Raw genomic sequence first — 25,401 nt, forward strand, 5'->3', positions numbered from 1 at the left:
CCAGCACGCCCGCACCATCGTCCAGAAGATCATCGACGCCGCCGCCGCCCGCGAGGCGGCCCGCAAGGCGCGCGAGCTCACCCGGCGCAAGGGCGCGATGGACATCGCGTCCCTGCCCGGCAAGCTCGCCGACTGCCAGGAGCGCGATCCCTCCAAATGCGAGCTGTTCCTCGTCGAGGGCGACTCGGCCGGCGGCTCCGCCAAGCAGGGCCGCGACCGCAACGTCCAGGCGATCCTGCCCTTGAAGGGCAAGATCCTGAACGTCGAGCGCGCCCGCTTCGACCGGATGCTGTCGTCAAAGGAGGTCGGCACCCTCATCCAGGCGATGGGCACCGGCATCGGCCGCGACGACTTCAACATCGAGAAATTGCGCTACCACAAGATCGTCATCATGACGGACGCCGACGTCGACGGCGCCCACATCCGCACCCTGCTCCTCACTTTCTTCTACCGGCAGATGCCGGAGATCATCGAGCGCGGCCACCTCTACATCGCCCAGCCGCCGCTCTACAAAGTCGCGAAGGGCCGGTCCGAAGTCTATCTGAAGGACGATTCCAAGCTCGACGATTATCTCGTCGACGCCGGCATCGGCGCGATGGTGCTGGAGACCGCCGAGGGCCCGCGCTCGGGCGAGGATCTGCGCAGTCTTGCCGAGCATGCCCGCCGCATGCGGTCGCTGATGCGCTACGTGCCGCGCCGCTACGACCCGGCGCTGATCGAGGCGCTGGCGCTGGCCGGGGCGCTCGATCCGGAACTCAACGCCGCCCGTCGCGCGGCCTCCATCGCCGCCGCCGCGGGGTGGCTGCAGGCGGGCGATGCCGAGGCGCGCTGGACGGGGGAGATCGGCGCCGACGGCGATTATGTCATCCGCCGGCTGTGGCGCGGCGTCACCGACCATCATGTCGTCGACCGAAAGTTCGTCGCCTCCGCCGAGGCCCGCAAGCTCCACGGCCTCGCCACCGAGCAGGCGCCGGCTTATGCGAGCCAGTCGCGGCTGGTGACCCTGCGCTCCTCCGCCGCGACGGCGGAGGAGTCCGAGCAGGAGGAGAACACCCCCGGCGCCGCCCTCGATCCGGGCGAAGGCCGCGCGCCGGAGCCCGGCAAGGGCGCCCTGGTCCGCCGCCCGTCCGAACTCCTCGACGCGATCCTCGCCGCGGGGCGCAAGGGCCTGTCCGTCCAGCGCTACAAGGGCTTGGGCGAGATGAACGCCGAGCAGCTCTGGGAAACGACGCTCGATCCCTCGAACCGCTCTTTGCTCCAGGTCGAGGTCGAGCAGGCGGACGTCGCCGACGAGATCTTCACCCGCCTGATGGGCGACGTCGTCGAACCGCGCCGCGAGTTCATCCAGGAAAACGCCCTCAACGTCGCCAATCTCGACGTTTGAGGGGCAGAGTTCGGCAACGTCGTCTTACCCTTGCGTCGATCGCGCCTCCACGGCAGGAAGTGCCTGTGGGGACGGGGATAGTGATGAAAAAGCTTCGATTCTTTCTGCTGGCGCTCGCCGGCCTTGTGGCCTCTGCGGCGGCCGGTCAGGCCGTCGAGACCGGTACCGCACCGTGGGACACGCTGCCGCGGGCGCGGGTCAGCGACGCTCTCGAATATCCTCTTATGTACGGCTGGGCAAAGCAGTTGCTCGCGACAGACTCCTGCCGAAAAGCCGGATACAGGCCGGACCGTTTCAACATCGACACCCGCTACGCGGTGCTGGTCGCCCCGGACGGCGACGTACGTCGGATCGTCATCGAGGAAAACAAGGCCTGCCCCGGTGTCGACTTGGTCGTCGGGCTGGCACTGCAAGGCCTCTCCCGCACCCATAAATTCCACCGGACGGGCGAGGATCACCCGCGCTGGTATGCGGGCCGCATAACCTTCTCCGGCTCCCCCCAGTCGCAATAGGCGAGCAGTCTGCCCCTGTTCGGGCCGGCCTTCTAGAAGTGGCCTTTATGCGCTATCCTGCGCCTTCGGACTGGCTCGTGAACAGAGAGGAAGCCGATGAAGACCCTGGCATGGCTTATGATTCCTATAGCCGCCCTCGCCTCATCCGCGACGGCGCAGAAGGTCGAGACTGGCAGCACCGAGTGGGACAAGCTCGCCCCCGCCAGGATGGGCTCCGACGATCTAGACTATAACCGCCTCGTCCGCTGGGCGACGCAGGAACTGCAGAACCCCGCCTGCCGGGTCAACGGCATGCGCCCCGACAAGTTCGACATCGATGAGCCCTATGCGGTGCTGCTCGAGCCGAACGGCAACGTCTCGCGCATCATCGTGCGGGAAATGGGCTGCCCCGGCCTCAACACCATCGTCGGCTCGACGGTCGCGGAGATGGCCAAGCGCGGCAAGTTCCACCCGACCGGCGAGAAGACGCCGCTCTGGTATGGCGGCCGGCTGAGCTTCGCCGCCGCCAACTCGACGCCGCACTGACGCCTGCCGCGGCTACACGCCCGCCCGTCGCAGGGGCGGGTCCGGTGGCCCCGTGGCCGGAACCCGAAGCGTTAACATGGGTTAGTGCATGCGGCGGACGGTGCGTTCCGTCCTGTACGGAGTAGTCGCCATGGCCAAGGCCCACGGGCGTTTTTCGGAACTCGGCTGCTGGTTTTCCGGCAAGGTCGCCGAGATCGCCGCCAATCCTTACGCGCAGATCGCCGTCATCCTTTTCTGCGTCGGCTGGTTCGCGATCGGCTGGAGCGAAAATGCGCTGACGGCCGCTTTGTCGATCATCGCCATCACCCTCACCCAGATGGTGCTCAACACCCAATACGCCCGCGAGGCCGAAGCCAGCCGCCGCGACATCGCCCTCCACGCCAAGCTGGACGAGCTGATCATCGCGTCGAAGGAAGCCCGCAACGAAATCGCCGGCGTCGAGGAGCTCGAGGTCGAGGAAATCGAGGCCCTGAAGGAAGGCGCCGTCGTGACCCCACTGGTGCGGGCGCGGCGCAAAGCGGCGGGGCGCTGAACCGCGGTCAGCCCCGATACCAGTCCCGCTCCAGGCGCCGCGCCGCGAGGAAATAGAGGCCGGAGCTGAGGAGGTAGAAGACGAGGCCGTAGAGGATCGAATATTGGAGGGAGTCGGTGCCGTGCGCCGCCTTCATCCGGTCCGACAGCCAACCGAGGAAATAGATTCCGAAGGCGATCCCGATCAGATTGTTGATGAACAGGAAGCTCGCCGAGGCGGTGGCGCGCATCGACGGCGGGACGATGTGCTGGACGGCCGAGATGACGGGACCGAGCCAGGCCAGCGCTAGCATCTGGCCGATGGCGAAGAGCAGCCACGCCGCCCACAGGTTCGGCGCGAACAGGCCGAGCGCGAAGGCGGGCGCGGTGCCGAGGAAGCAGAAAGCGGGGATCAAGGCATAGCCGGCGGGCCGGGCCGGACCGATGCGGTCTGCAATCCAGCCGCCAAGCCAGGTCCCGGCGCCGCCGCCCACCAGCACGATCGACCCGTAGAACCAGCCGACCTCGCCCAGCGAGAGGCCGAAACTGCGATTGAAGAAGCTCGGCAGCCAGAAGATGAGGCCGTAGCCGAGGATCGAGCCGGAGGCGGCGCCGAAGGAAAGCAGCCAGAAGCTCGGATTCGCGGCCAGCGTCCGCGCCACGACCCCGAGCGGCGGCGAGGGCTGGGCGGCGACGCCCGGCGTGTCGAACTGCCCGCGCGGCGGCTCGGCGATGAGCAGCTTGATGGCCAGCGCCGGCGGAAGGCCGACGAGGCCGATGATCAGAAAGGCGCTGCGCCAGCTGAGGTGCGAGGCGAGCCAGCCGCCGAAGAACACGCCGAGCGCCGAGCCCAGCGGGATGCCCAGCGAGAAGAAAGCGAGCGCGCGGCCGCGTTTCTCCTTCGGGAAATAATCGGAGATGAGGGCGTAGGAGGGGGCGATTCCGCCCGCCTCGCCGATAGCCACCCCCATCCGCGCCGCGACCAGCTGGCCGTAGCTGCCGACGAGGCCGCAGGCGGCGGTGAACAGGCTCCACAGGGCCACCGACGCGGCGATGATGTTGACCCGGCTCCTGGTGTCGGCGAGCCGCGCGATCGGAATGGCGATGACGGCGTAGAACAGGCCGAAGACGATGCCGAGCTGGCTCAGCGCCGTGTCGGAGAGGCCGAACTCCTTGCGGATCGGCACCGCGAGGACGCCGATCACGTTGCGGTCGATGAAGTTGAAAATGTAGGCGAGGAGCAGGACCGTGAGGACGGTGCCGCCGCGGGATGTCCGTGGGTTCATGCCCCTCGCCTAGCGCCTCCGAGTTAGAAGTTCAGCCCGAAGCTGACGAACACCTGCCGCGGGTTGCCGTAGAAGACGGTGAGCACGCCCTCCTTGCCCAATGCGGAGATGTAATTGCCCTGCGCGTTGCGCAGCAGCTCGCCGGTCGTCGGGTTGGCCGAGAGGAAGGTGTAGCCCGAGGTGATGTAGCGCTTGTTGGTGAGATTCTTGCCATGGACGCCGATGTTCCAGCGGTCGCCGTTCGAATGGTAGACGAGGCTGGCGTCCCACGTCGCATAGGCCGGCTGGTCGAGGAACGGGTTGGCGATCTCGAACTGGTAGGTCTTCGACTTGTAGGCGACCGTGGTGTTGAAGTTGAGCTTCCCGTCGGCCACCGGCGTGTCGTAGGCGAGCGTCGCCGATCCGGTCCATTCGGGGGTGTTCTGGACGTGGCGGAACGCGGCCACGTCGGTCGGCTTGCTGGCGATGTTGGTGATATACTGGCGGAACTTGGCGTCGATATAGCCGACCGTCGCGGCCACCGACAGCACATCGCCCGGATGCATCATGTCGCGGGCGAGCTTGGCGCTGCCCTCGAACTCGACGCCCTGGTAGCGCGCCTTGCCGGCATTGGTGGTGACGCCGCAGAATGTGGCGAGGCCGCCCGAGGTGCAGGCCGCGGAGCCTGGGATCTGCACGTCGGTATAGTCGGCGCGGAACAGGGCGATGGCGACGTTGGCGCGCCGGTCGAGCAGCGAAGCCTTGTAGCCCAGCTCGTAGCTGTTCACCCGCTCCGGCTTGAAGGCGAGGAACGCGCCGACCTCGTTCGGCTGCAGGACCTTGTCGCCATTGAGATCGGGCGCGTTGCTGCCGACGCCGCGGGGATCGAAGCCGCCGCCCTTGAAGCCCTGGCTGTAGCTTACATAGAGGTTCTGGGTCGGGGTCGGCTTGAAGCTCAGCGACGCGCGCGGCGTGAATTGCTTCCACGACGCGCTGCCGTTGAAGTTGGTGCTCGGCGCGCCGAACGGGATCGCGGCGCCGCCGAACAGGGCCGAGCCGCCGCCGAGATAGTTCTGCCGGAGGATGTTGGCGTGGCGCTTATCCCAGGTGTAGCGGCCGCCGGCCGACAGGCTGAGCTGCGGGGTCAAGTCATAGGTGAAGTCGCCGAACACGGCCGAAGTGTTGGTATGGGCGATCGCGTTCGTGAAGGCGGAGAGGCCGGCGACCGTGGTGAACAGGCGGACGTCGAACGGCGTCGCGGCATTGGCGTCGAGATAATAATAGCCGAGGATGCCGTTCAGATGGCCGGTGTGGAGGAGGAACTGCAGCTCCTCGCTGGTCTGGCTGTTGTTGTAGAGGCCGAGCACGTCGACGTCGGCCGCGGGCAGCGCGTCGAAGTCGATCGGCGTCGAGCTGTCGTCCTTGCGGTAGGCGGCGATGTTGCGGATCGTCAGGAAATCGCTGATCTTGAACTCGCCGAACAGCGACACGCCGTAGGATTTCACCTCCTGCTTGGGCGTGTTGAGCCCGCCCCTGGTGTCGTAGACGTTGGGCAGCGGCGGCGTGGCGGTGAAGAAGCTGGTCAGCACCTGATGGCCGCCGCGCGGGCTGGACGTGTCCTTGGTATAGTCGCCGGCGAGGCGAACGAAGACGTTGTCGTGGTTGTTGATCTCCATCGAGACCCGGCCCGCCCAGATGTCCTGGTCGTAATTCTCGCGGCCGGTAGTGAGGTTCTTGCCGAAGCCCTGGTGCGACAGCCGCGCCACCGAGGCGCCGACGCGCAGCACGTCGCCGATCGGCAGGCTGCCGGAGATGATCCCGTCCGCCTGGCGGTAGGTGCCGAGATTGCCCTTGAAGTGGAACTCGGGCGTGTCGCCGAGGCGCCGCGTCACATATTTGATCGCGCCGCCGATCGTGTTGCGGCCGTAGAGCGTGCCCTGCGGCCCGCGCAGCACCTCGATCCGCTCCACGTCGTAAATGGCAAGCACCGCCGCCTGCGGGCGGTTCAGGTAGACGTCGTCGATGTAGAGGCCGACGCCCTGCTCGAAGCCGGCCACCGGATCCTGCTGGCCGATGCCGCGGATGAAGGCGGAGAGGGTCGAGTTGGTGCCGCGGCTCGGCTCCAGCGTCACGTTCGGCGTCGTGTTGGCGACATCGGTAATGTCGATGGCGCCCTGGTTCTCGAGCTGCTGGCCGGTGAAGGCCGTGACGGCGATCGGCACGTCGAGCAGGGTCTCCGCGCGGCGGCGGGCGGTGATGACGATGGAATTCTGGTCGGGCACCACGTCCTCGGCCTGCTCCGCCGCCTGGCCGGCCGCGGCGTTGGGCGGCGTCGCCGGGGTCGGCGGCGTCGTCTGGGGATTGTCCTGCGCCCAGAGCGGCGCGGCGCCGGCGAGGGCGGCCAAAGCGGAGCCGAGCCTCAGGGCGGTGAGCAGATGCTTGCGGGTCATGGCGATGGTCTCCTGGCTCAAAAGGTAAGTTCGCTGGTGTGGACAGGCGGCAGGCTGGCCGCGAAATCGCGAAGCGCGCGGTTGAAGCGCTCGGGCTGCTCGAGGTGCGGCGAATGGCCCGAGCGGTCGAACTGCATGTCGCGCCCGTTGGGCAGGGCCGCGACGATGTGAGCGGCGGTCGCCGCGTCGTAGAGATGGCTGTGGGCGCCGTGGACGACGAGGGTCGGCTGGCCGATGCGGCCGAGGGCGCCGCGGAAATCCTCGGCGACCAGCGAGCCCCACAGGGACGCGACCGCGCCTGCGTCGGCGCGGACGAACTCGGCGGCCGACCAGCGCGCCATCGGCTCGGTGCGGTCGTCGAGCGGCTGCGCGAAGATCGCCGCGCCAGCGGTCGCCGCAAAGGCGGGAAAATCCTCGGCAAGGGCCTGGCCGCGGGCGTCGCAATGGTCCCGGTCGAGGCCCAAGGTCCAGTCGCCGTCATTTTGCACGCACGGCGTCATGTCCACGACGACGGCGCCGGCGAACCGTTCGGAGGCGGGGCCGGTCAGGAGCCGCCAGAGCACCGATGCGCCGAGCGACCAGCCGACGACCAGTGCGTTCCGCAGGTCGAGCGCGCGCGCCAGTTCGGCGACGTCGTCCGCCAGCCGCGCCACCGTCGGCGGGGTGTCGCCGCGGGCGGTGCGGCCGTGGCCGCGCAGGTCGATGAGGATGACGCGAAAGCCGTCAACAAGGGCGCGCTGCGGCTCGAAGAAGGCGGAATTCGCCATCAGCCCGTGGAGCAGGACGAGCGGCCGCCCCGCGCCTTCGTCACGATAGGCGATTGCGGCACCGTCGGATGCGGTAAAGACGTCCAAGCCCCTCTCCGTTGCCGCCCGCACCTCCCCCGGCGCGCTGTCACGGCGGCGCCACACTCGCATTCTCCGAAACCTGAGTCAATGTTCAAGTTGGGAGATGGCATCCTCACCCTGTCTGCATTGCCGCTGCACGCGGCTCGCGCATGAGGCCGTGGCAGGGGTGAAAAAGGAAGACCATCCGTGGGAACGACAGACCCGGGCCTGACGATAGTGCGGACGCTGCGTGCCTCCGCATTTGGCGCGCTTGCGGGTTCGGCGGTCTTGGGTTCGACCGTCTGGATCGAGGCCCTCGATCGGGGGGACTTCACCCCCTGCTGGTACATGCTTCCGTTCGCGCCCTTGCTGGTGCTGGCGACCACGATTTGCACCCTCTTCGGCACGATCATATTCGGGCTGCCCGTGATGGCGCTGCTCCGCAAGGCGGGCGCGGAAAGCCTCCCGGCCTACCTCTTCGCCGGAGCGCTCGCCGGCACGCTCCTGGTCATGATGAACGGCTCGCCGTACCAGAGCGAGTTCCCCTATTTCCTAGCCTATCCGATGGCGACGGCGGCGGCCTTCTGGCGGGAAGTCCGCGTGCCGGCGTTGCTGGAGCGGATGGACCGCTGAGCCGCCGCTTGCCGCGCCCCTCCCCCCGCCTTAGGGTCCCGCCTCCTCCGCCAGTTTTCGGGAATTCAGGCCCATGCATCTCGACCGCCGCCAGCTCCTCGCCTCCGCCGCCGCAGCGGGCTTCGCCGGCCTCGCCGGCCCCGCCTTCGCAGCGCTCGACCCGCGGCTGGCGCCGGTGCTGGACGCGATCTCCTGGGACGTTCTTCCCCACTCGCCGGAAGGATTGAGCCAGCTCGGCCTCGACACCGGCGCCCATGCCGCCGCCCGCGGCCAGCTTGGCGACCGCTCGCCGCGCGCCCGCGCCCGCACCATCGCCGACATCGCCAAGCACCGCCGCATGCTCGCCGCCGTCAATCGCGCCTCGCTCAAGGGCCACGACCGGCTCGTCTACGACAGCGTCGCCTGGTCGCTCGCCAACGCGGCCGAGGGCGCGCGCTTCCCCTATGGCGGCCTCGGCGATTTCGGCGGCGGCAACCCCTACGTCATCAGCCAGCAGGACGGTGCCTATCAGGGCATCCCGGAATTCCTGGACTCGGTGCACCGCGTCGAGAACCGCGCCGACGCCGAGGCCTATCTCGCCCGCCTCGCCGCCTTCGCCGTCGCGCTCGATCAGGAGACCGAGCAGGCCCGCCACGACGCCGGCATGGGCGTCATCCCGCCGGATTTCATCCTCGACACCGCGCTCGGCCAGCTGCGCGACCTGCGCGCCACACCGCCCGCCAAGGCGCGCCTCGTCACCTCGCTCACCCGCCGCACTTCGGAGCACGGCATCCCCGGCAATTGGGCGGCCCGCGCCGAGGCGATCGTCACCCGCTCGGTCTATCCGGCCCTCGACCGCCAGATCGCCGCCCTCGCCCGCAACCGCAGCCGCGCCCGCCCCGAAGCCGGCATCTGGAAGCTGCCGCAGGGCCCGGCTTATTACCGGTGGCTCCTCGAATATTCGACCAGCACCAACCGCAGTCCGGACGAGATCCACCGCATGGGCCTCGACCAGGGCCGTGAGCTCGATGCGCGTATGGACGCCGTCCTGCGGTCGCAGGGTTTGACGCAGGGCTCGGTCGGCGAGCGCCTCCAGGCCCTCACCCGCGACCCGCGCCAGCTCTTCCCGGACACTGACGCCGGCAAGCGCGAGGCGGTCGCCTATGTGGAATCGAAGATCGGCCAGCTGCGCTCGATGCTGCCGATGGTCTCGCACATGCACATGGCGGCGCCGCTGCAGGTGAAGCGCGTGCCGCCCGACATCGAGTCCGGCGCCGCTCTGGGCTACATGAATTTCGCCTCGCTCGATGGGAAGCGGCCGGCCATCTATTACATCAACCTCAAATCCACCTCGAACTGGCCCAAATTCACCATTCCCTCCCTCTCCGCGCATGAGGGCCTGCCCGGCCACACCTGGCAGGGCGCCTATGTCGCCGAGCACCGGGAGGACGTGCCGCTCATCGGCTCGCTGATGGGCTTCAATGCCTATACCGAAGGTTGGGCGCTCTATTCCGAGCAGCTCGTCGACGAGCTCGGCTATTACAAGGACGATCCGTTCGGGCAGGTCGGAGCCTATCAGGCGCTGCGCTTCCGCGCCTCCCGGCTTGTCGTCGACACCGGCCTCCATTCCAAAAAATGGACCCGCGGCCAGGCCGTCGACTACATGATCGCCACCACCGGCCGCTCCCGCGCCGCCTGCACCAGCGAGGTCGACCGCTATTGCGCCTCCCCAGGCCAGGCCTGCGGCTACAAGGTCGGCCACACCGAGATCGTCCGCCTCCGCGACAAGGCCAAGGCCGCGCTCGGCTCCCGCTTCGATCTTCGCGCCTATAACGACGCGGTGATCGAGGCCGGCGCCGTGCCGCTCGCCGTGCTCGCCACCGCCATCGACGATTATATCGCCCGCGCCAGGGCCTGAGCGCAGGTGGCGGCGGCGCTGCACGTCCCGACGGACCCGCGCCTCCACCTCCTCTTCGACGTCCTCGCCTGGGCGTCGGGAGGCCTCCTCGCGCGGTTCCTCTACAAATGGCGCCTGCGGGACGCGGCCGAGCGGGTCGCGGCCCGCGCCGGGCGGCTCTATGTCGCGGCTCTGGTGGTCGGCGTCGTCGCCGGCGCCTGGGGGTTCGGCTCGCTCAACACCGGCCTCACCGCCATCCCGCACCCCTCGCACAGCATCGCCGGCGCGCTGGCGGGCGGCATCATCGCCGTCGAATTGTACAAGCTCGCCCGCGGCATCACTGGCTCGACCGGCACGATGTGGGTGGGGCCGCTGGCGCTCGGCATCGCCATCGGCCGTCTCGGCTGCTTCTTCGCCGGCCTTCCCGACGAAACTTTCGGCACCCCCACGGCGCTCCCCTGGGCGGTGGACCTCGGCGACGGCGTGCCGCGCCACCCCGTCCAGCTCTACGAGAGCCTGGCGATGCTCGCCTTCCTCGCAATCTATCTCGCCGCCCTCGCCCGCCGCGCCGCCTGGACGGGGGAGCGGGCCTTCTACCTCTTCATCCTCGTCTATGCCGCCCAGCGTTTCGTCTGGGAGTTCTGGAAGCCCTATCCGCGCCTGCTCGGGCCGCTGGATCTATTCCAGCTTCTCGCCCTCTTCATGATCGCTTATGCTTTGATCTATGATGCACGCGCCCGCCGACGAGGCTGAGCCGCTCCGCAAGGCGGTCCCGTGGCTGTTCTACGGCCAGACGACGAGCCTGTGCGAAACCTGCTGGGAGCTGGTCCCCGCCAAGATTATCGGCGAGGAGGGACGGGTCTACCTCCAGAAACGCTGCCGCGAGCACGGCGTCATGAAGACGCTGATCGAGGAGGATGCCGATTATTGGCTCTCGACCAAGCAATGGCTGAAGCCGGGCGACCGGCCGCTGTTCAATGCCAGCCGCACCGAGCGCGGCTGCCCCTGGGACTGCGGCCTGTGCCCCGATCACGAGCAGCATAGCTGCCTCGCCATCGTCGAGATCAACGACGCGTGCAATCTCACTTGCCCGGTCTGCTTCGCTGACAGCGCCGTCGGCAAGGGCGGCCATCGCCCGCTCGCCGAGGTGGAGGCGATGCTCGATGCGGTGGTGAAGGCGGAAGGGGAGCCGGACCTCGTCCAGCTCTCCGGCGGCGAGCCGACCATCCACCCGCAATTCTGGGAGATCCTCGCGGCCGCCCGCGCACGGCCGATCCGCCACTTGATGATCAACACCAACGGCGTCCGCATCGCCACCGAAGTAGGCTTCGCGGACCGCCTCGCCGCGCTCGGCCCGGGTTTCGAAGTCTATCTCCAGTTCGACAGTCTCTCGGACGAGGCGCTGATGAGCCTGCGCGGCGCCCGGCTCGGCCGCATCCGCCGCCAGGCGCTCGAGCGGCTCGACGCGGCGGGCGTCTCCACCACCCTCGTCTGCGCGGTGCGGCAGGGGGTGAACGACCATGAGGCCGCCGCCATCGTCGAGCACGCCCTCGGCTGGACGTGCGTGCGCGGCGTCGTCTTCCAGCCGGTGCAGGATGCGGGGCGCAACGAAGGCTTCGATCCCGCCCTTCACCGCACCACGCTCTCCGGCCTGCGCCGCCGGATTGCGGAAGGGGGCCGCTTCGGCCTCAGCGACCTCGTTCCTCTGCCCTGCAACCCGGATCAGATCTGCATCGGCTACGGCATCCGCGCGGGGGCGGACGTGATCCCCGTTACCCGCCTGATGCCGCGCGAGGAGATCGTCGCCGCCGCGCCGAACACGATCAGCTTCGAGCGCGACCCGGCGCTCAAGAAGCGCATCTTCGACCTCCTGTCCCTCTCGACCAACGAGGCGAACGGCGAGGACCGGCTCTCCAGCCTGTTCTGCTGCCTGCCCGGCATCGAGGCGCCGGCGAGCCTCTCGTACAAGGACACGTTCAAGGTCGCGATCATCCAGTTCCTCGACCGCTACAATTTCGACATCGGCACGGTGAAGCGCAGCTGCATCCACTTCGCGACGCCCGACGGCCGCATGATCCCGTTCGATACCTACAACAGCTTCTACCGCCCCGGCGCGCCGGGCCGCGCCAAGCTCGAGTCCATGGGAGGCGTGGGGGCATGACCGAGGAACCGCGGGGGTCAAGCGCCGGGGCGATCATGACCGGCATCTTCCTGTGCCTGTTCGGCGCCTGCATGGTGCTGGTCGGCGGCGCCTGCACGGCGGTCTGGCTGGTGTTCGGGATGCGCGGCATGGGGACGTTCGGCCCGCTGCTGTTTCTGCTCAGTCTCGCCCTCCTGGGGCTCGGCATCTTCATCATCCGCACCGGCGTGAAGGCGTTCGCGGCCGGCGACGCACGGCCGCCGCCTGTGGACGAGCGGAGCGACGACCTTGGCTGAGGAGCCCTGGGAGCCGAACAGCAATTTCAGCCGGCCGCCGGAAACATCCTTCCTCGGCTGCCTGATGGTCGGCTGCGGCGTGATCCTCGTCCTGACCGGCGGCTCCTGCGCGTTCCTCGCTTTTTTCAGTCAGGACTGGTCGATGACGCTGATTGCGCTGCTGATCTTCGGCGCCGGAGCGGCGGCGATCGCCTACCGCCGCTGAGCCGCGCTTCGGTGCGGGGCTGGAACGACCTTCGCGCTGCGGACGTTCGACGTTTTCAACGAGAGGGGAGCGATTCATGGGCGCGCCGAGGCAGGGATTTCTGACGTTCACGCGCATCGGTTTCGCGGCCCGGGGCGTCATGTACCTGCTGGTCGCGTGGATGGCCGTGCGGCTCGGCCGCGCCGAGGATGCCGGCCGGGCGCTCGGCTACCTTGGCAGCGGGCGCGGCCGGTTCCTGCTCGCGGCGATGGCGGCGGGCTTTGCCGCCTATGGCCTCTGGCGCCTCGCCGACGCCGGCTTCGATTTCGAACGGCGCGGCGACGAATGGAAGAAGCTGGCGGTGCGCGCCGGCGGCGCCGGGAGCGGCCTCATCCACCTCGGCCTCGCCTTCACCGCCGCCCGCCTCGCTATCGGCAGCGGCGGCGGCGGCGGCGGGTCGAGCCGCAAGGCCGAGGCCGGCGCGTCGATGGCGCTCGGCCTTCCCGGCGGCAGCGTTGTCCTCCTGATCGGGGCCGCCATCCTTCTCGCCGCCGCCGGCTTCCAGGTCGCGAAAGCGGTGCGCCGCAAGTTCCTCGACCATCTCCGCCCCGACGTCCGCGACCGCTGGTGGGTGCTCGCGGCCGGCTGCGGCGGCTACGTCGCGCGCGGTGCCGTCTTCGCCACCGCCGCCTGGCTCCTCTTCCGCGCCGGCACCGACCACCGTGCGAGCGAAGCCGGCGGCCTCGGCGACGCGCTGCGCGCCCTCCCGTCCGCGGCCGAGACAGCGGTCGCCGGCGGCCTGGCCCTCTTCGGCGCCTTCTGCCTGATCGAAGCGTGGTACCGCATCCTCCCGGACCCGTCGGTCCCGGACAAGCTCAAGCGCAAGCTACCTGGGCGGTAACCAGTTCCTCCCCGGGACGGGGAGGGGGACCGGCCGAAGGCTGGTGGAGGGGGCTCTCCGCCACGCGGCCCTGTCCTCCTCCCCTCCCTGGAAGGGAGGGGCCGGGGGTGGGTAGCCGAGCGAAGCGAGGCTTTACGGCGCGGGTCGCCAGGGCGACGAAGCGTAGCTTCGCGAGCCCCGGCGCTTGCTAGCGCGGCGACGCTGGCGGCAATTATAACGGCAACGCCCCAGCAGTCGCTCATGTCGCGCGATCTCATCCCTGGGATGAAGCGCCGTTGACCGAGAGGGTTAGGGGTCTACGCGCTGGAGCACGAACGTGCCTTGGCTCTCGTCGAGCTCAATCACCCGCATCTTCAAATTCGGCTGGGGGAAGCAGCGCTCAATGGATCGAGGCTGCGCATCCTCGTCCTTTGCTTTCGCAATGATGACGTGAACGCGACCTTCCGCGTTCGCTCTCGCCAGAACGAGGTTCTCGATCAACTCGACAAATCCGGGACGCGACTTCCACTCGCCAGGCCGGTCTGTGTTCCAACTCCGGTAAATGCGGCCTCTGTCCTCGAAACGATCCTGCCAGAGAGTGACCGCCACGTCCCGTCCGTCGTCGCTCCGCCCGGACCAGCTCCAAAAGATATTCTTCGGCTTCACACCGAAGTATTCGAAACATTGTGAGTGGTTATATTTTTTCGGCACGAAGCCTCCTCTTGCGGCAAATTAGCAGGCGGACGAACCGGAGGACGCTGGTGATAGTGCCTCGGACCGTTGCTGACAGGAAGTCCCCCTACAGCACCTCCAGCTCAACCCGCCCCGCCGCGTCCCCCGCTTCGGGATGCGCCTCGACCCTGATCACGACATGCGCCCCCACCCGCGCCACTGCGTCGAGCAGCTTGTCGGTGGACATGCCGTCCAGCTTGCCGCTGTAGAGCTTGGAAAGGCGGGGCTGGGGGATGCCGACGAGGCGGCTGAACGCGCTCTGGTTGAGGTCGCGCTCCTGCTGGGCCCGGTAGAGCACGCCGACGAGATCCGCCTTGTAGGACAGCCGCGCCGCCGTCGGCGCGTCGAAGCCGATGTCGGCAAAGACGTTGCCGCTGCTCTCCTCAAACTCGATGTGCTCCGTCTCGCTCATGATTGCGTTCTCTTGCGGCCGCCCTTCCGCCTGCTGGTGGCGCGTCCGTTTGCGCGGATGCGCGGGTCCATTGGGTGATACACCAGGGTCCCGCCCGGTTAGAAGCCAGCAGTGACCCGGCACTCACCCGGCAGTGACCCGGCACCCACCCGGCAACGACACGGTAGCCACACGGTATGCACCCGGCAACGACCCGGCAGCTGCTCACCCTGGAACGCCCATCCGCTCGGCAACTTTAAAGTGAATGCGCGGCTGGCGCGCGCCGTGCTGTTTATGCTATGTTCCATCGGTGGCTTCGGCTGCACGGTCTTTGACATCGCTGGGGAAGAAGGATGCGACTCGGGGCTCGCCGCGGCCCGGGCAGCAGGGGTCGGTTCGAAAACCGGTCACAAGCGGCCGCAACGGGAGCCCGAACTTTTTTTCTTATCGGGAAAGTTCGAAACTTCCGCGGCGCCGGAGGCCTCCCGCATCGGGTCTTACGGGGGGCGCAGGGCCCTTTGCGGCAGGACTTGCCGGGACTTGAAAACCGGTTCAACCTTGCCGCGTTTGGGGGAGGGTGCATGGCCTATGTGAGCGACGCCGCCGCGGCGAAGGACAAGGAGCCGCGGACCGAGCGCGGCCGCAAGACGGTCCGCAAGCTGATCGACGCCGCCGCCGCCGAATTCGGCGAGCGCGGCTATCACGACGCCGCCATCACCGGCATCACCCAGCGCGCCGGCGTGGCGCTCGGCAGCTTCTACACCTACTTCAACAGCAAGGAGGAGGTGTTCCGCGCCCTCGTCCGCGAGATGAGCCGCGCGACCCGCGCCTATGTCGCCGAAGCGGTGAAGGGCGCTCCCGACCGGATCGCCGCCGAGCGCCTGGGCCTCGAAGCGTTCATCGCCTTTACGCGGCAACATCCCGAACTTTACCGCATCGTCGAGGAGGCCCAGTTCGTCGCCCACGACGTCTACCGCGAGCATTATCTCACCTTCGTGGAGGGCTACCGCCGCAACCTCGCCACCGCCCGCGAGCGCTACCAGATCTCGGCCGGCACCGGCGACATCGACGAGACGGACGAAGCGCGAGCCTGGGCGCTGATCGGGATGAGCGTCTTCCTCGGCATGCGCTACGGCGTCTGGGATCAGAGCCTCACCCCCCGCCGGGTCGCCGACATCGCCATCGAACTGGTCTCCGAGGGGCTGCGACGGCGGTGATGCACGCGGTGCCCGATCTCCTCTCCCGCCGGGCCGAGCTTTCCGGAGACGCCGTCGCGCTGGAGGAAATCGCCACCGGCCGCACCCTGACCTACGCGCAGCTGCACCGGCGGGCCGGGCAGGCGGCGGCGCTGCTCGCCGCGCGCGGCATCGGGGAGGGGGACCGGGTGGCGATCCTCTGCCGCAACCGCGTCGCCTTTTTCGAACTGCTGTTCGCTTGCGCCCGGCTGCGGGCGATCCTCGTGCCGCTCAACTGGCGCATGCCGCAGGCGGAGCTCGACACCCTCATCGCCGACTGCGCACCGGCCCTGCTCTTTCACGGCCGGGAGGATGGCGGGAAGGCGGGCGGCGTCCCGGCCATCGACCTCGACGCCGACTATGAGGGGCTGGTTGCGGCCGCCGAGCCGATGCCCGTCCGCGCCTCCTGGCCCGCCGACGGCATCTGGTACCTCCTCTACACCTCCGGCACGACCGGCCGGCCCAAGGGCGTCATCTACACCCACCGCATGGCGCTCGCGAACCACGTCAACATCGGCACCGCGATCGACCTCGCCTCCAGCGACACCACATTGAACTTCCTGCCGCTGTTCCACACGGCGGGGATCAACCTCTACAGCCTCCCAACCCTGTTCCAGGGCGGCAGGGTGCTGATCCTTCCCGGTTTCGACGCCGACGCGGTGGTGGACGTGCTGGAGGCGCGGCGGATCGACACCTTCTTCGCCGTACCGACGGTATACCAGACGCTGCTCGACCGCCCCCGCTTCGCGCGGGCGCCGCTCGGCCACGTCCGCCACTGGGGCTGCGGCGGCGCGCCCCTCGCGGAGGCGACGGCGCGGCGGGCGCGGGCGGCGGGGATCCGCGTTTGTGCCGGGATGGGCATGACCGAGACCGGTCCGACCGCCTTTCTCGCCAGCCCCGACGCCGCGTGGGAGCGGCCAGGTTCGGTCGGAAAGCCCCAATTGCTGGTCGGCGCCCGCGTGGTCGGCGAGGACGGTCGGGAGCTTGCCGACGGCGCGGTGGGGGAGCTTCAATTCTCCGGCCCCGGCGTGACGCCCGGCTATTGGAACGACCCGGAGGCGACCCGCGCCGCCTTCACGCCCGACGGCTGGCTGCGCTCGGGCGACCTCGCCCGCCGCGACGCCGACGGCTTCTGGACTATCTGCGGGCGGCGGAAGGAGATGTTCATCTCGGGCGGCGAGAACGTCTATCCGGCCGAGGTGGAGAAGGTGCTCGCCGCCCATCCGGCGGTGGCCGAAGCGGCCGTCGTCGCCGCCCCGCACCCGCATTGGGGCGAGGTGGGGCGTGCCTTTCTGCAGCTTGCCGCGGGTCGCGCGCAGCCTGCCAGCGCGGAGCTCGACGCCTTCTGCCGCACCCGCCTCGCCCCCTACAAGGTGCCGACCAGCTTCCACTATGTCGCCGATTTCCCGCGCACCGCGGCCGGCAAGGTGCAGAAGCACCTGCTGCCGCTATGAATTTGCGTCAGGCGAGCGGCACCCTGCGGCGGGAGACGCCGGGGCAGGGGCTTCACGACATCACCCGGGAGGTCGCTCAGTGGGTGGAAGCGCAGGGAATGGCGCAAGGCCTCCTGACCCTGTTCTGCACCCACACCTCCGCCTCCTTGCTCATCCAGGAGAATGCCGCCCCGGCGGCCCGCGCCGACCTGGAGCGCTATTTCGCGCGCATCGCGCCCGAGGACCCGACCGCCTACGCCCATGACGACGAAGGCCCGGACGACATGCCGGCGCACCTGCGGGCCGCGCTGACCCAGGTCCAGCTCACCATCCCGCTCAACGCCGGCCGCCTCGCCCTCGGCACCTGGCAGGGCATCTACCTCTTCGAACACCGCCGCCGGCCGCACCGGCGCACGCTCGCGCTGCATCTGATCGGGGAATAGCACGTCACCCGGGCGAAAGCCGGCGACTCAGGGAGACCTGGCACGGGTGCCTTTCACCCGACGAGATCCCGGCTTCCGCCGGGATGACGGGCATTGGTTACGCCCCCGCCGACGCGAGCTTGAGCTCCACCTCGTCCTTGATCCGCGCGTTCGGGACGGAGGCGGCAATGGCGCCGGTAAGCTGGTCGGCGGTGAAGGGCTTGGCGAGGACGAGCACGTCCTCGGGCCGACGCGAGATGGACTGGGCGTCGGCATAGCCGGTGATGATGATCGCCGGCAGCCCCGGCTTCACCGCCCGCGCCTGGCGGATCACCTCGGCGCCCGAGACGTGCGGCATGGCATAGTCGCTGATCAGCAGCTCGCAGCAATCGGGATCGGCGCGGAGCAGCGACAGGACGCCGGCTCCGTCCGTCGCCTCGACGACATTGTGGCCGAGGTCGCGCAGCAGCGCGGCGGTCGTGGTCCGCACGCCGTCGTGGTCGTCGACGAGGAGGACGCGGAGCGGGCGCACCCGGGCGGTGCGGCGGCGGTCGGCAGTGTCGTTCTGCTCCGGCGCCACCTGCGGCGCCCGCGGCAGCCAGATCTGGGCGCGGGTGCCGGTGCCGACCTGGCTTTCGATGCGGAAGGCGCCGCCCGATTGCTTGGCGAAGCCGTAGACCATCGACAGGCCGAGGCCGGTGCCCTTGCCGACCTCCTTGGTCGTGAAGAAGGGCTCCATCACCTGCTCGAGCATCGCCGGCGAGATGCCGCAGCCGGTGTCGGTGACGGTGAGGACGACATAATCGCCGGGTGTGAGCCCGTCGGTGCCGGAGCCGACCGTCCGGTTCGCCGCCTCGATGGCGATGGTGCCGCCGTCGGGCATGGCGTCGCGGGCGTTGATGATGAGGTTCATCAAGGCGAGCTCGAGCTGGGACTGGTCGGCGAAAGCGGACCACAGGCCCTTCTCCGCCACCCGCCAGTCGAGGGCGACGAGGCCTCCCAGGGTGTGCGCGAGGAGATCGGAGACGGCGCCTGACAAGGCCGTGATCTCGATGGCCGCCGGGGCCAGCTGCTGGCGCCGCGCGAAGGCGAGCAGGCGCCCGACCAGGTCCGAGCCCTGCTCCGCGGCGCGGCGGGTCATGGTGAGAATGCGCGCCTGGTCCTCGGCCAAGGGCACCTTGCGCTCGATCAGGGTCAGCCCACCGAGCACCGCGGCGAGGAGGTTGTTGAAATCGTGGGCGATGCCGCCGGTCAGCTTGCCGATCGCGTCCATTTTGCGCGCCTGGACCAGCTCGCTTTCGAGCGAGCGGCGCTCGGTGACGTCGGTCAGGGTGCCGGCGAACTCGACCGGCTGCCCGCCGCCGTCGCGCAGCAGCACGGCCTGGTCGTGGAAATGCTTCCAGCTGCCGTCGGCGCATTGCCAGCGATATTCGACCGAGAAGCGCCCGCTCGCCTTGCGTGTCGCGAGTGCGGCGAGGACTCGGTCGCGATCCTCCTCGTGCAGCCGCTCCGCCCACAGCGTCGGATGCTCGGCAACAAAAGCATATTCGTAGCCGGTCATCGCGACGAGATCGCCGCTGATGAAGGCCGGCCAGCGCGGCTCGCACTCCAGCGGCTCGAGGTAGAGGATGATCGGGAGCGACTGGATGATGGCCGCCTGGCGCTGCTCGGCGCGGCGCAATTCCTGCTCGGCCCGCAGGCGCTCGGCGTTGGCGCGCAGGTTCGCGTCGAGCAGCGCCTGCTCTTGGCGGGCCTTGCGCTGGATCTCCTTGGTCATCGCGAACAGGTCGACGAACACCGCCACCTTGGAGCGCAGGACGATGGGGTCGACCGGCTTGAACACATAATCGACCGCGCCCATCGAATAGCCGCGCATCAGATGCTCGGTCTCCTTGTTGACCGCGGAGAGGAAGACGATGGGGATGCGCTTGGTCTGATCGCGGTTGCGGATGATCTGGGCGGTCTCGTAGCCGTCCATGCCGGGCATGTAGACGTCGAGCAGGATGACGGCGAACTCGCCCTTCAGGAGGTGGCGCAGCGCCTCCTCGCCGGAACGGGCCTCGACGATTTCGGCGACGTCCTCCAGCACCGTGCGGACGGCGAGCAGGTTGCGCTCGTCATCGTCGACGACGAGGACGCGCGGCGTCTCCGCCGGCTCCCCCGCCGCGGGCAGGGCGAGCCCCGGCACCGCCGCTGCGGGCTTCGCCTTGGGGGTACGTTCGGCCATCGTTACTCCGCCGCCGCCGCTTCATGCTCGGGGACGGCGGCGACCGACCCGTCGCGGGCGCGGGCGATCCAGACGCGGAGCAGAGCGAGCAGCAGATCGATGTCGACCGGCTTGGCGATGTAATCGGACGCGCCGGCGTCGAGGCACTTCTGCCGGTCGCCCTTCATCGCCTTGGCGGTGACGGCGATGAGCGGCAGCTCGGCGAGCGTGGGGCGCTGGCGGATCTGCTGCATCGTCTCGTAGCCGTCCATTTCGGGCATCATGATGTCGATGAGGGCGATGTCGATGCCGGGGGTCTGCTCGAGGATGAGGATGCCGTCCTTGCCGCGCTCGGCGTGGAGAACCTCCACGTCGTAGCTCTCGAGAACGCTCGTCAGCGAGTAGATGTTGCGGATGTCGTCGTCGACGATGAGGATCTTGGCCTTCGCCAGCTCCGGCACGCCGCGGACGGCGGGCATGTCGCCGGCCTCTCCCTGCGGCACGATCTCGAGCAGCGGCGCGGCGTCGGTGATGTGCGTGGCAAGGTCGCGGAAGACGCGGCTCAGCGCCTCGCGGTCCGCCGGTTTCTCGGTGACGCCGAACGCGCCCATGTCGACCACCGAGGCGAGCTTGTCCGCGCCGGAGATGACGTGGATCGGCACGTGGCTGGTCTGCGGGTCGTGCTTCAAGAGGTCGAGCAGCACGAAGCCGTCGATATCCGAGAGGCCGAGATCCAGCGTGATCGCGTCCGGCTGGAGCTTGCGCGCCATCGCCAGCGTGCCGGCGCCGGCGGTCGAGACGACGCCTTTGAGGCCTGAGGCGCGAGCGATTTCCAGCAGGATCGACGCGAACGTCGGGTCGTCTTCGACGATCAGCACGAACGGGTCGTTGCCGAGCGCATCGCGGTCGTCGCTGACGTCGAAGGGCGCCGGCAGCGCGTTCGGGACGACCGCACCAGTATTGTCGTAGCGTGCGGTCGTGGCGGCGATCGACGCGGCAGGCGCCGCCGACTGCAGCGGCACGAACAACGTGAAGGTCGAGCCTTCGCCCGGCCGCGACCGGACCTGCAGCTCACCGCCGAGCAGGCGCGCGATCTCGCGGCTGATCGAGAGGCCGAGGCCGGTGCCGCCGTACTTGCGGCTGGTGGTGCCGTCGGCCTGCTGGAACGCCTCGAAGATCAGCTTCTGCTTGTCCTCAGGGATGCCGATGCCGGTGTCGGTGACGGCAATCTCGATCGCCTGCTCGGCCGACCGGAGCACCGGGTGGTTCGGGCTCCACCCCTTGCTTGCAGAGCGCACCGCCAGGGTGACGCCGCCCTGCGACGTGAACTTGAAGGCGTTGGAGAGGAGGTTGAGGACGATCTGCTGCAGCCTCTTCTCGTCGGTGCGGATCGCCGGCGGCAGGCTCTGGTCGAAGGCGACGTCGAACTCGAGGCCCTTGTCGGCGGCGAGCTGGCGGAAGGTCCGCTCCATGTGCTGCTTCAGGGTGATCATCGGCATCTCGCCGACCTCGATCGAGACGGTGCCCGACTCGATCTTCGAGAGGTCGAGGATGTCGTTGATGAGGCTGAGGAGATCCGAGCCGGCGCCGTGGATGGTGCGGGCGAATTCGGTCTGCTTCTCGTTCAAGTTCCCCTGCGGGTTGTCCGCCAGCAGCTTCGACAGGATGAGCAGCGAGTTCAAGGGGGTGCGCAGCTCGTGCGACATGTTGGCGAGGAATTCGGACTTGTACTTGGAGGTGAGGGCGAGCTGCTCGGCCTTCTCCTCGACGGCGCGGCGGGCCATCTCGATCTCGATATTCTTCGCCTCGACCTGCTTCTTCTCGTTCTCGAGCAGCTGGGCTTTCTCCTGCAGCTCCTCGTTGGTGTTGTGGAGCTCCTCCTGCTTGGTGGTGAGCTCGGTCTGGCGGGCCTGAAGCTCCTGGGTGAGGAGCTGGGACTGCTTCAACAGGCCCTCGGTACGCATGGTCGCGGCGATCGTGTTCAAGACGATGCCGACCGATTCCATGAGCTGGTCGAGGAAGGTCTGGTGGGTCTCGTTGAACTTGCTGAACGAGGCGAGTTCGATCACCGCCTTCACGTCGTCCTCGAACAGAGCGGGGAGGATGTGGACGTTGGCGGGCTTGGCGTGGCCGAGGCCGGAGCCGATGCGGATGAACTCGCCCGGCACCTCTTCCAACAGCAGCGGGCGCTTGTCGGCGGCGCACTGGCCGACGAGGCCTTCGCGCAGCTTGAAGCTGGGCTTCAGCTCGTCCTTCCCTTCCGCGCCGTAGCTGGCGACGAGGTCGAGCACGGTGTCGTTATCTTCGCGGCGGGTGACGTAGAAGACGCCGTACTGGGCGTTCACCAGCGGCGCGAGCTCGGACATGATGAGGTTCGACACGGTCGCAAGGTCGCGCTCGCCCTGCAGCATGCGGGAGAAGCGCGCGAGGTTGGTCTTAAGCCAATCCTGCTCGGCATTCTTCAACGTCTGATCCTTCAGATTGCGGATCATCTCGTTGATGTTGTCCTTCAAGGCCGCCATCTCGCCCGAAGCTTCGACGGCGATCGAGCGGGTGAGGTCGCCCTTGGTGACGGCGGTCGCCACGTCCGCGATCGAACGCACCTGGTTGGTGAGGTTCGCCGCGAGCTGGTTGACGTTGTCGGTGAGGTCGCGCCACAGGCCGGCGGCGCCCGGCACGCGGGCCTGACCGCCCAATTTGCCCTCGATGCCGACCTCGCGGGCCATGTTGGTCACCTGGTCGGCGAAGGTAGCGAGCGTCTCGATCATGAAGTTGATCGTCTCGGCCAGCGCCGCGATCTCGCCCTTGGCGTCCACCGTCAGCTTCCGCTTGAGGTTGCCCTGCGCCACCGCGGTCACGACTTCGGCGATGCCGCGCACCTGATTGGTCAGGTTGGTGGCCATAAGGTTCACGTTGTCCGTGAGGTCCTTCCAGGTGCCGCCGACGCCCGGCACCTGCGCCTGGCCGCCCAGTTTGCCCTCGGTGCCGACCTCCCTCGCGACGCGCGTCACCTCGGAGGCGAAGCCGTTGAGCTGGTCGACCATGACGTTGATCGTGTCCTTCAAGGCGAGGATTTCGCCCTTCACGTCCACGGTGATCTTCTTGGACAAATCGCCGCGCGCCACGGCGGTGGTCACGTCGGCGATGTTGCGGACCTGCCCGGTCAAGTTCGCGGCCATGAGGTTGACGTTGTCGGTCAGGTCCTTCCAGGTTCCGGCGACGCCGCGCACCTGCGCCTGGCCGCCGAGCTTTCCTTCGGTGCCGACCTCCCTCGCCACGCGGGTCACCTCGGAGGCGAAGGAATTGAGCTGGTCGACCATCGTGTTGATGGTGTTTTTCAGCTCGAGAATCTCCCCCTTCACGTCGACGGTGATCTTCTTGGACAAGTCGCCCGACGCCACCGCGGTGGTCACCTCGGCGATGTTACGGACCTGGCCGGTGAGGTTCGCGGCCATGGCGTTCACATTGTCAGTGAGATCCTTCCACGTGCCGCCGACGCCCGGCACCTGCGCCTGCCCGCCCAATTTGCCTTCCGAACCCACTTCGCGGGCGACGCGGGTCACTTCGGACGCGAAGCCGTTTAGCTGGTCCACCATGACGTTGATCGTGTCCTTGAGCTCCAGGATCTCGCCGCGCACATCGACGGTGATCTTTTTGGAGAGGTCGCCGCGCGCGACCGCGGTGGTCACGTCGGCGATATTGCGGACCTGCGCCGTCAGATTGCCGGCCATGAGGTTCACCGAGTCCGTCAAATCGGCCCAGGTGCCGGCGACGCCTTCCACCTTGGCCTGACCGCCGAGCTTTCCTTCGGAGCCCACCTCGCGCGCCACGCGTGTCACTTCGGAGGCGAAGCCGTTCAGCTGGTCCACCATCGTGTTGATGGTGTTTTTCAGCTCGAGGATCTCGCCCTTCACCTCGACGGTGATCTTCTTGGACAAGTCGCCCTTCGCCACCGCGGTGGTCACGTCGGCGATGTTGCGGACCTGGCCCGTCAAATTCGCGGCCATCAGGTTCACGTTGTCGGTCAAGTCGGCCCAGGTGCCGGCGACGCCCGGCACCTGCGCCTGGCCGCCGAGCTTCCCTTCGGTGCCGACCTCCCTCGCCACGCGAGTCACCTCGGAGGCGAAGGAGTTGAGCTGGTCGACCATGACGTTGATCGTGTTCTTGAGCTCGAGAATCTCGCCCTTCACGTCCACGGTGATCTTCTTCGACAAGTCGCCCGAGGCCACCGCGGTGGTCACCTCGGCGATGTTGCGGACCTGACCTGTGAGGTTGTCGGCCATCAGGTTCACGTTGTCGGTGAGATCCTTCCACGTGCCGGCGACGCCCGGCACCTGCGCCTGACCGCCCAGCTTGCCTTCGGTGCCGACCTCCCTCGCCACGCGAGTCACCTCGGAGGCGAAGCAGTTGAGCTGGTCGACCATGACGTTGATGGTGTTCTTGAGCTCGAGAATCTCGCCCTTCACGTCCACCGTGATCTTCTTGGAAAGGTCGCCCGAGGCGACGGCCGTCGTCACCTCGGCGATGTTACGCACCTGGCCGGTGAGGTTGTCGGCCATCAGGTTGACGTTGTCGGTCAGGTCCTTCCACGTGCCGGCGACGCCTTCCACCCGCGCCTGGCCGCCCAATTTGCCTTCGGTGCCGACCTCGCGCGCCACGCGCGTCACTTCCGATGCGAACGAGTTGAGCTGGTCCACCATGGTGTTGATGGTGTTCTTTAGCTCGAGGATTTCACCCTTCACCTCGACGGTGATCTTCTTGGAAAGGTCGCCCGAGGCCACCGCGGTGGTCACCTCGGCGATGTTGCGGACCTGCGAGGTGAGGTTGGTCGCCATCGCGTTGACGTTGTCAGTCAGATCCTTCCAGGTGCCCGCGACGCCCTTCACGTTCGCCTGACCGCCCAATTTGCCCTCGGTGCCCACCTCGCGCGCCACGCGCGTCACCTCCGAGGCGAAGGAGGCGAGCTGCTCCACCATCGTGTTCACGACCTTGCCGATGCGCAGGAATTCGCCCCTGAGCGGCCGCCCGTCGATCTCGACCGTCATCGACTGGGAAAGGTCGCCCTTCGCCACCGCGCCGATGACGCGCGCCACTTCGGCCGTCGGCTGGACCATGTCCTCGATCAGCTCGTTCACCGAGCGGATCGCCGTCTCCCACCCCCCGGTCGCGCTCTTGACGCGCCCGCGCTGGCCGATCTTGCCTTCCTTGCCGACGACCTGGGAGAGCCGCTCGAACTCGCGCGTCATCTCCTGATTGAGCGACACGACCTCGTTGAACAGGGTGGCGATCTCACCGTCGACGCCGTCGACATCCTCGGCGAGGCGCACGCTGAAGTCGCCCCTGCGGAGGCTGCGGAGCGCGGTGGCGAGGGTACGGCGGTCGAGGAATTCGCGCGGGGGCTGGGCGTTCACTCGGGGGTACTCCTTCGAAGCTTTCTCTCCCCCCACCCGTTGATCACAACCGGCCCCCCGGCCGGCGCGCGACACGCGCGAAGCTCCCC

At 68.3% G+C, this 25,401-nt stretch carries 21 protein-coding genes; 14 read left to right on the top strand and 7 right to left on the bottom strand.

Annotation, left to right across the window (positions count from 1 at the left end; genetic code table 11):
- The 4 genes from VGC56_RS10920 to VGC56_RS10935 form a co-directional block, all read left to right on the top strand.
- The coding region (locus VGC56_RS10920) for a toprim domain-containing protein (RefSeq protein WP_464124935.1) at positions 1–1,384 on the top strand (1,384 nt) is incomplete at its 5' end.
- 80 nt (positions 1,385–1,464) lie between these two features.
- Positions 1,465–1,896, top strand: coding sequence for a hypothetical protein (locus VGC56_RS10925; RefSeq protein WP_464124936.1), 432 nt, complete (start codon positions 1,465–1,467; stop codon positions 1,894–1,896).
- Positions 1,897–1,992: 96 nt separating this feature from the next.
- Positions 1,993–2,421: a hypothetical protein gene (locus VGC56_RS10930; RefSeq protein ID WP_464124937.1), complete on the top strand. Its 429-nt coding sequence runs from the start codon at positions 1,993–1,995 to the stop codon at positions 2,419–2,421.
- A gap of 130 nt (positions 2,422–2,551) precedes the next feature.
- Positions 2,552–2,953, top strand: a complete 402-nt coding sequence (locus VGC56_RS10935; RefSeq protein ID WP_464124938.1) for a low affinity iron permease family protein — start codon at positions 2,552–2,554, stop codon at positions 2,951–2,953.
- 7 nt (positions 2,954–2,960) lie between these two features.
- On the opposite strand, the gene VGC56_RS10940 is transcribed toward VGC56_RS10935, so the two are convergent.
- Genes VGC56_RS10940 through VGC56_RS10950 form a run of 3 tightly spaced genes read right to left on the bottom strand, consistent with a single transcriptional unit; the run spans position 2,961 to position 7,500 of the window.
- Entirely contained in the window at positions 2,961–4,217 is a 1,257-nt protein-coding gene (locus tag VGC56_RS10940) for a spinster family MFS transporter (protein WP_464124939.1), read from the bottom strand.
- A gap of 23 nt (positions 4,218–4,240) precedes the next feature.
- Entirely contained in the window at positions 4,241–6,646 is a 2,406-nt protein-coding gene (locus VGC56_RS10945; RefSeq protein ID WP_464124940.1) for a TonB-dependent receptor, read from the bottom strand.
- Positions 6,647–6,663: 17 nt separating this feature from the next.
- Entirely contained in the window at positions 6,664–7,500 is an 837-nt protein-coding gene (locus VGC56_RS10950; protein WP_464124941.1) for an alpha/beta fold hydrolase, read from the bottom strand.
- 261 nt (positions 7,501–7,761) lie between these two features.
- On the opposite strand from VGC56_RS10950, the gene VGC56_RS10955 reads away from it, so the two are divergent.
- The 7 genes from VGC56_RS10955 to VGC56_RS10985 all read left to right on the top strand — a co-directional run bounded on the left by VGC56_RS10955 (position 7,762) and on the right by VGC56_RS10985 (position 13,503).
- The gene (locus tag VGC56_RS10955; protein WP_464124942.1) at positions 7,762–8,106 is read left to right on the top strand and encodes a hypothetical protein; all 345 of its coding nucleotides are present in this window, start codon (positions 7,762–7,764) and stop codon (positions 8,104–8,106) included.
- 73 nt (positions 8,107–8,179) lie between these two features.
- Entirely contained in the window at positions 8,180–10,003 is a 1,824-nt protein-coding gene (locus tag VGC56_RS10960; RefSeq protein ID WP_464124943.1) for a DUF885 domain-containing protein, read from the top strand.
- A gap of 6 nt (positions 10,004–10,009) precedes the next feature.
- Positions 10,010–10,735: a prolipoprotein diacylglyceryl transferase gene (locus tag VGC56_RS10965; RefSeq protein WP_464124944.1), complete on the top strand. Its 726-nt coding sequence runs from the start codon at positions 10,010–10,012 to the stop codon at positions 10,733–10,735.
- On the top strand, positions 10,707–12,143 hold the full coding sequence (locus VGC56_RS10970) for a radical SAM protein (RefSeq protein WP_464124945.1): 1,437 nt from the start codon (positions 10,707–10,709) through the stop codon (positions 12,141–12,143). The genes VGC56_RS10965 and VGC56_RS10970 overlap by 29 nt, the downstream gene beginning before the upstream one ends.
- Positions 12,140–12,418, top strand: coding sequence for a hypothetical protein (locus tag VGC56_RS10975; protein WP_464124946.1), 279 nt, complete (start codon positions 12,140–12,142; stop codon positions 12,416–12,418). The genes VGC56_RS10970 and VGC56_RS10975 overlap by 4 nt, the downstream gene beginning before the upstream one ends.
- Positions 12,411–12,623, top strand: coding sequence for a hypothetical protein (locus VGC56_RS10980; protein WP_464124947.1), 213 nt, complete (start codon positions 12,411–12,413; stop codon positions 12,621–12,623). The genes VGC56_RS10975 and VGC56_RS10980 overlap by 8 nt, the downstream gene beginning before the upstream one ends.
- 76 nt (positions 12,624–12,699) lie before the next feature.
- On the top strand, positions 12,700–13,503 hold the full coding sequence (locus VGC56_RS10985; protein ID WP_464124948.1) for a DUF1206 domain-containing protein: 804 nt from the start codon (positions 12,700–12,702) through the stop codon (positions 13,501–13,503).
- Positions 13,504–13,791: 288 nt separating this feature from the next.
- On the opposite strand, the gene VGC56_RS10990 is transcribed toward VGC56_RS10985, so the two are convergent.
- Together VGC56_RS10990 and VGC56_RS10995 are read right to left on the bottom strand one after the other, a co-directional pair.
- Positions 13,792–14,193 (bottom strand): hypothetical protein, encoded by a 402-nt coding sequence (locus VGC56_RS10990; protein ID WP_464124949.1) that lies wholly within the window; start codon positions 14,191–14,193, stop codon positions 13,792–13,794.
- An 88-nt stretch (positions 14,194–14,281) separates the two neighbouring features.
- The gene (locus VGC56_RS10995) at positions 14,282–14,626 is read right to left on the bottom strand and encodes a helix-turn-helix domain-containing protein (RefSeq protein WP_464124950.1); all 345 of its coding nucleotides are present in this window, start codon (positions 14,624–14,626) and stop codon (positions 14,282–14,284) included.
- A gap of 560 nt (positions 14,627–15,186) precedes the next feature.
- Here VGC56_RS10995 and VGC56_RS11000 point away from each other — a divergent pair.
- From VGC56_RS11000 to VGC56_RS11010, 3 genes are read left to right on the top strand one after another with little or no spacing between them, the layout of a single operon-like run.
- On the top strand, positions 15,187–15,822 hold the full coding sequence (locus VGC56_RS11000) for a TetR/AcrR family transcriptional regulator (protein WP_464124951.1): 636 nt from the start codon (positions 15,187–15,189) through the stop codon (positions 15,820–15,822).
- Entirely contained in the window at positions 15,822–17,294 is a 1,473-nt protein-coding gene (locus VGC56_RS11005; protein WP_464124952.1) for a class I adenylate-forming enzyme family protein, read from the top strand. The genes VGC56_RS11000 and VGC56_RS11005 overlap by 1 nt, the downstream gene beginning before the upstream one ends.
- Before the next feature lie 2 nt (positions 17,295–17,296).
- Positions 17,297–17,716 carry a secondary thiamine-phosphate synthase enzyme YjbQ gene (locus VGC56_RS11010; RefSeq protein ID WP_464124964.1) on the top strand — a complete coding sequence of 140 codons (420 nt, stop codon included), beginning with the start codon at positions 17,297–17,299 and terminating at the stop codon, positions 17,714–17,716.
- A 97-nt stretch (positions 17,717–17,813) separates the two neighbouring features.
- On the opposite strand, the gene VGC56_RS11015 is transcribed toward VGC56_RS11010, so the two are convergent.
- Together VGC56_RS11015 and VGC56_RS11020 are read right to left on the bottom strand one after the other, a co-directional pair.
- On the bottom strand, positions 17,814–19,922 hold the full coding sequence (locus VGC56_RS11015; protein WP_464124953.1) for a response regulator: 2,109 nt from the start codon (positions 19,920–19,922) through the stop codon (positions 17,814–17,816).
- A gap of 2 nt (positions 19,923–19,924) precedes the next feature.
- Positions 19,925–25,312 carry a HAMP domain-containing protein gene (locus VGC56_RS11020; RefSeq protein ID WP_464124954.1) on the bottom strand — a complete coding sequence of 1,796 codons (5,388 nt, stop codon included), beginning with the start codon at positions 25,310–25,312 and terminating at the stop codon, positions 19,925–19,927.
- Positions 25,313–25,401: the final 89 nt, after the last annotated feature.

The sequence above is a fragment of the Allosphingosinicella sp. genome (assembly GCF_036403745.1).
Classification (GTDB): Bacteria; Pseudomonadota; Alphaproteobacteria; order Sphingomonadales; family Sphingomonadaceae; genus Allosphingosinicella.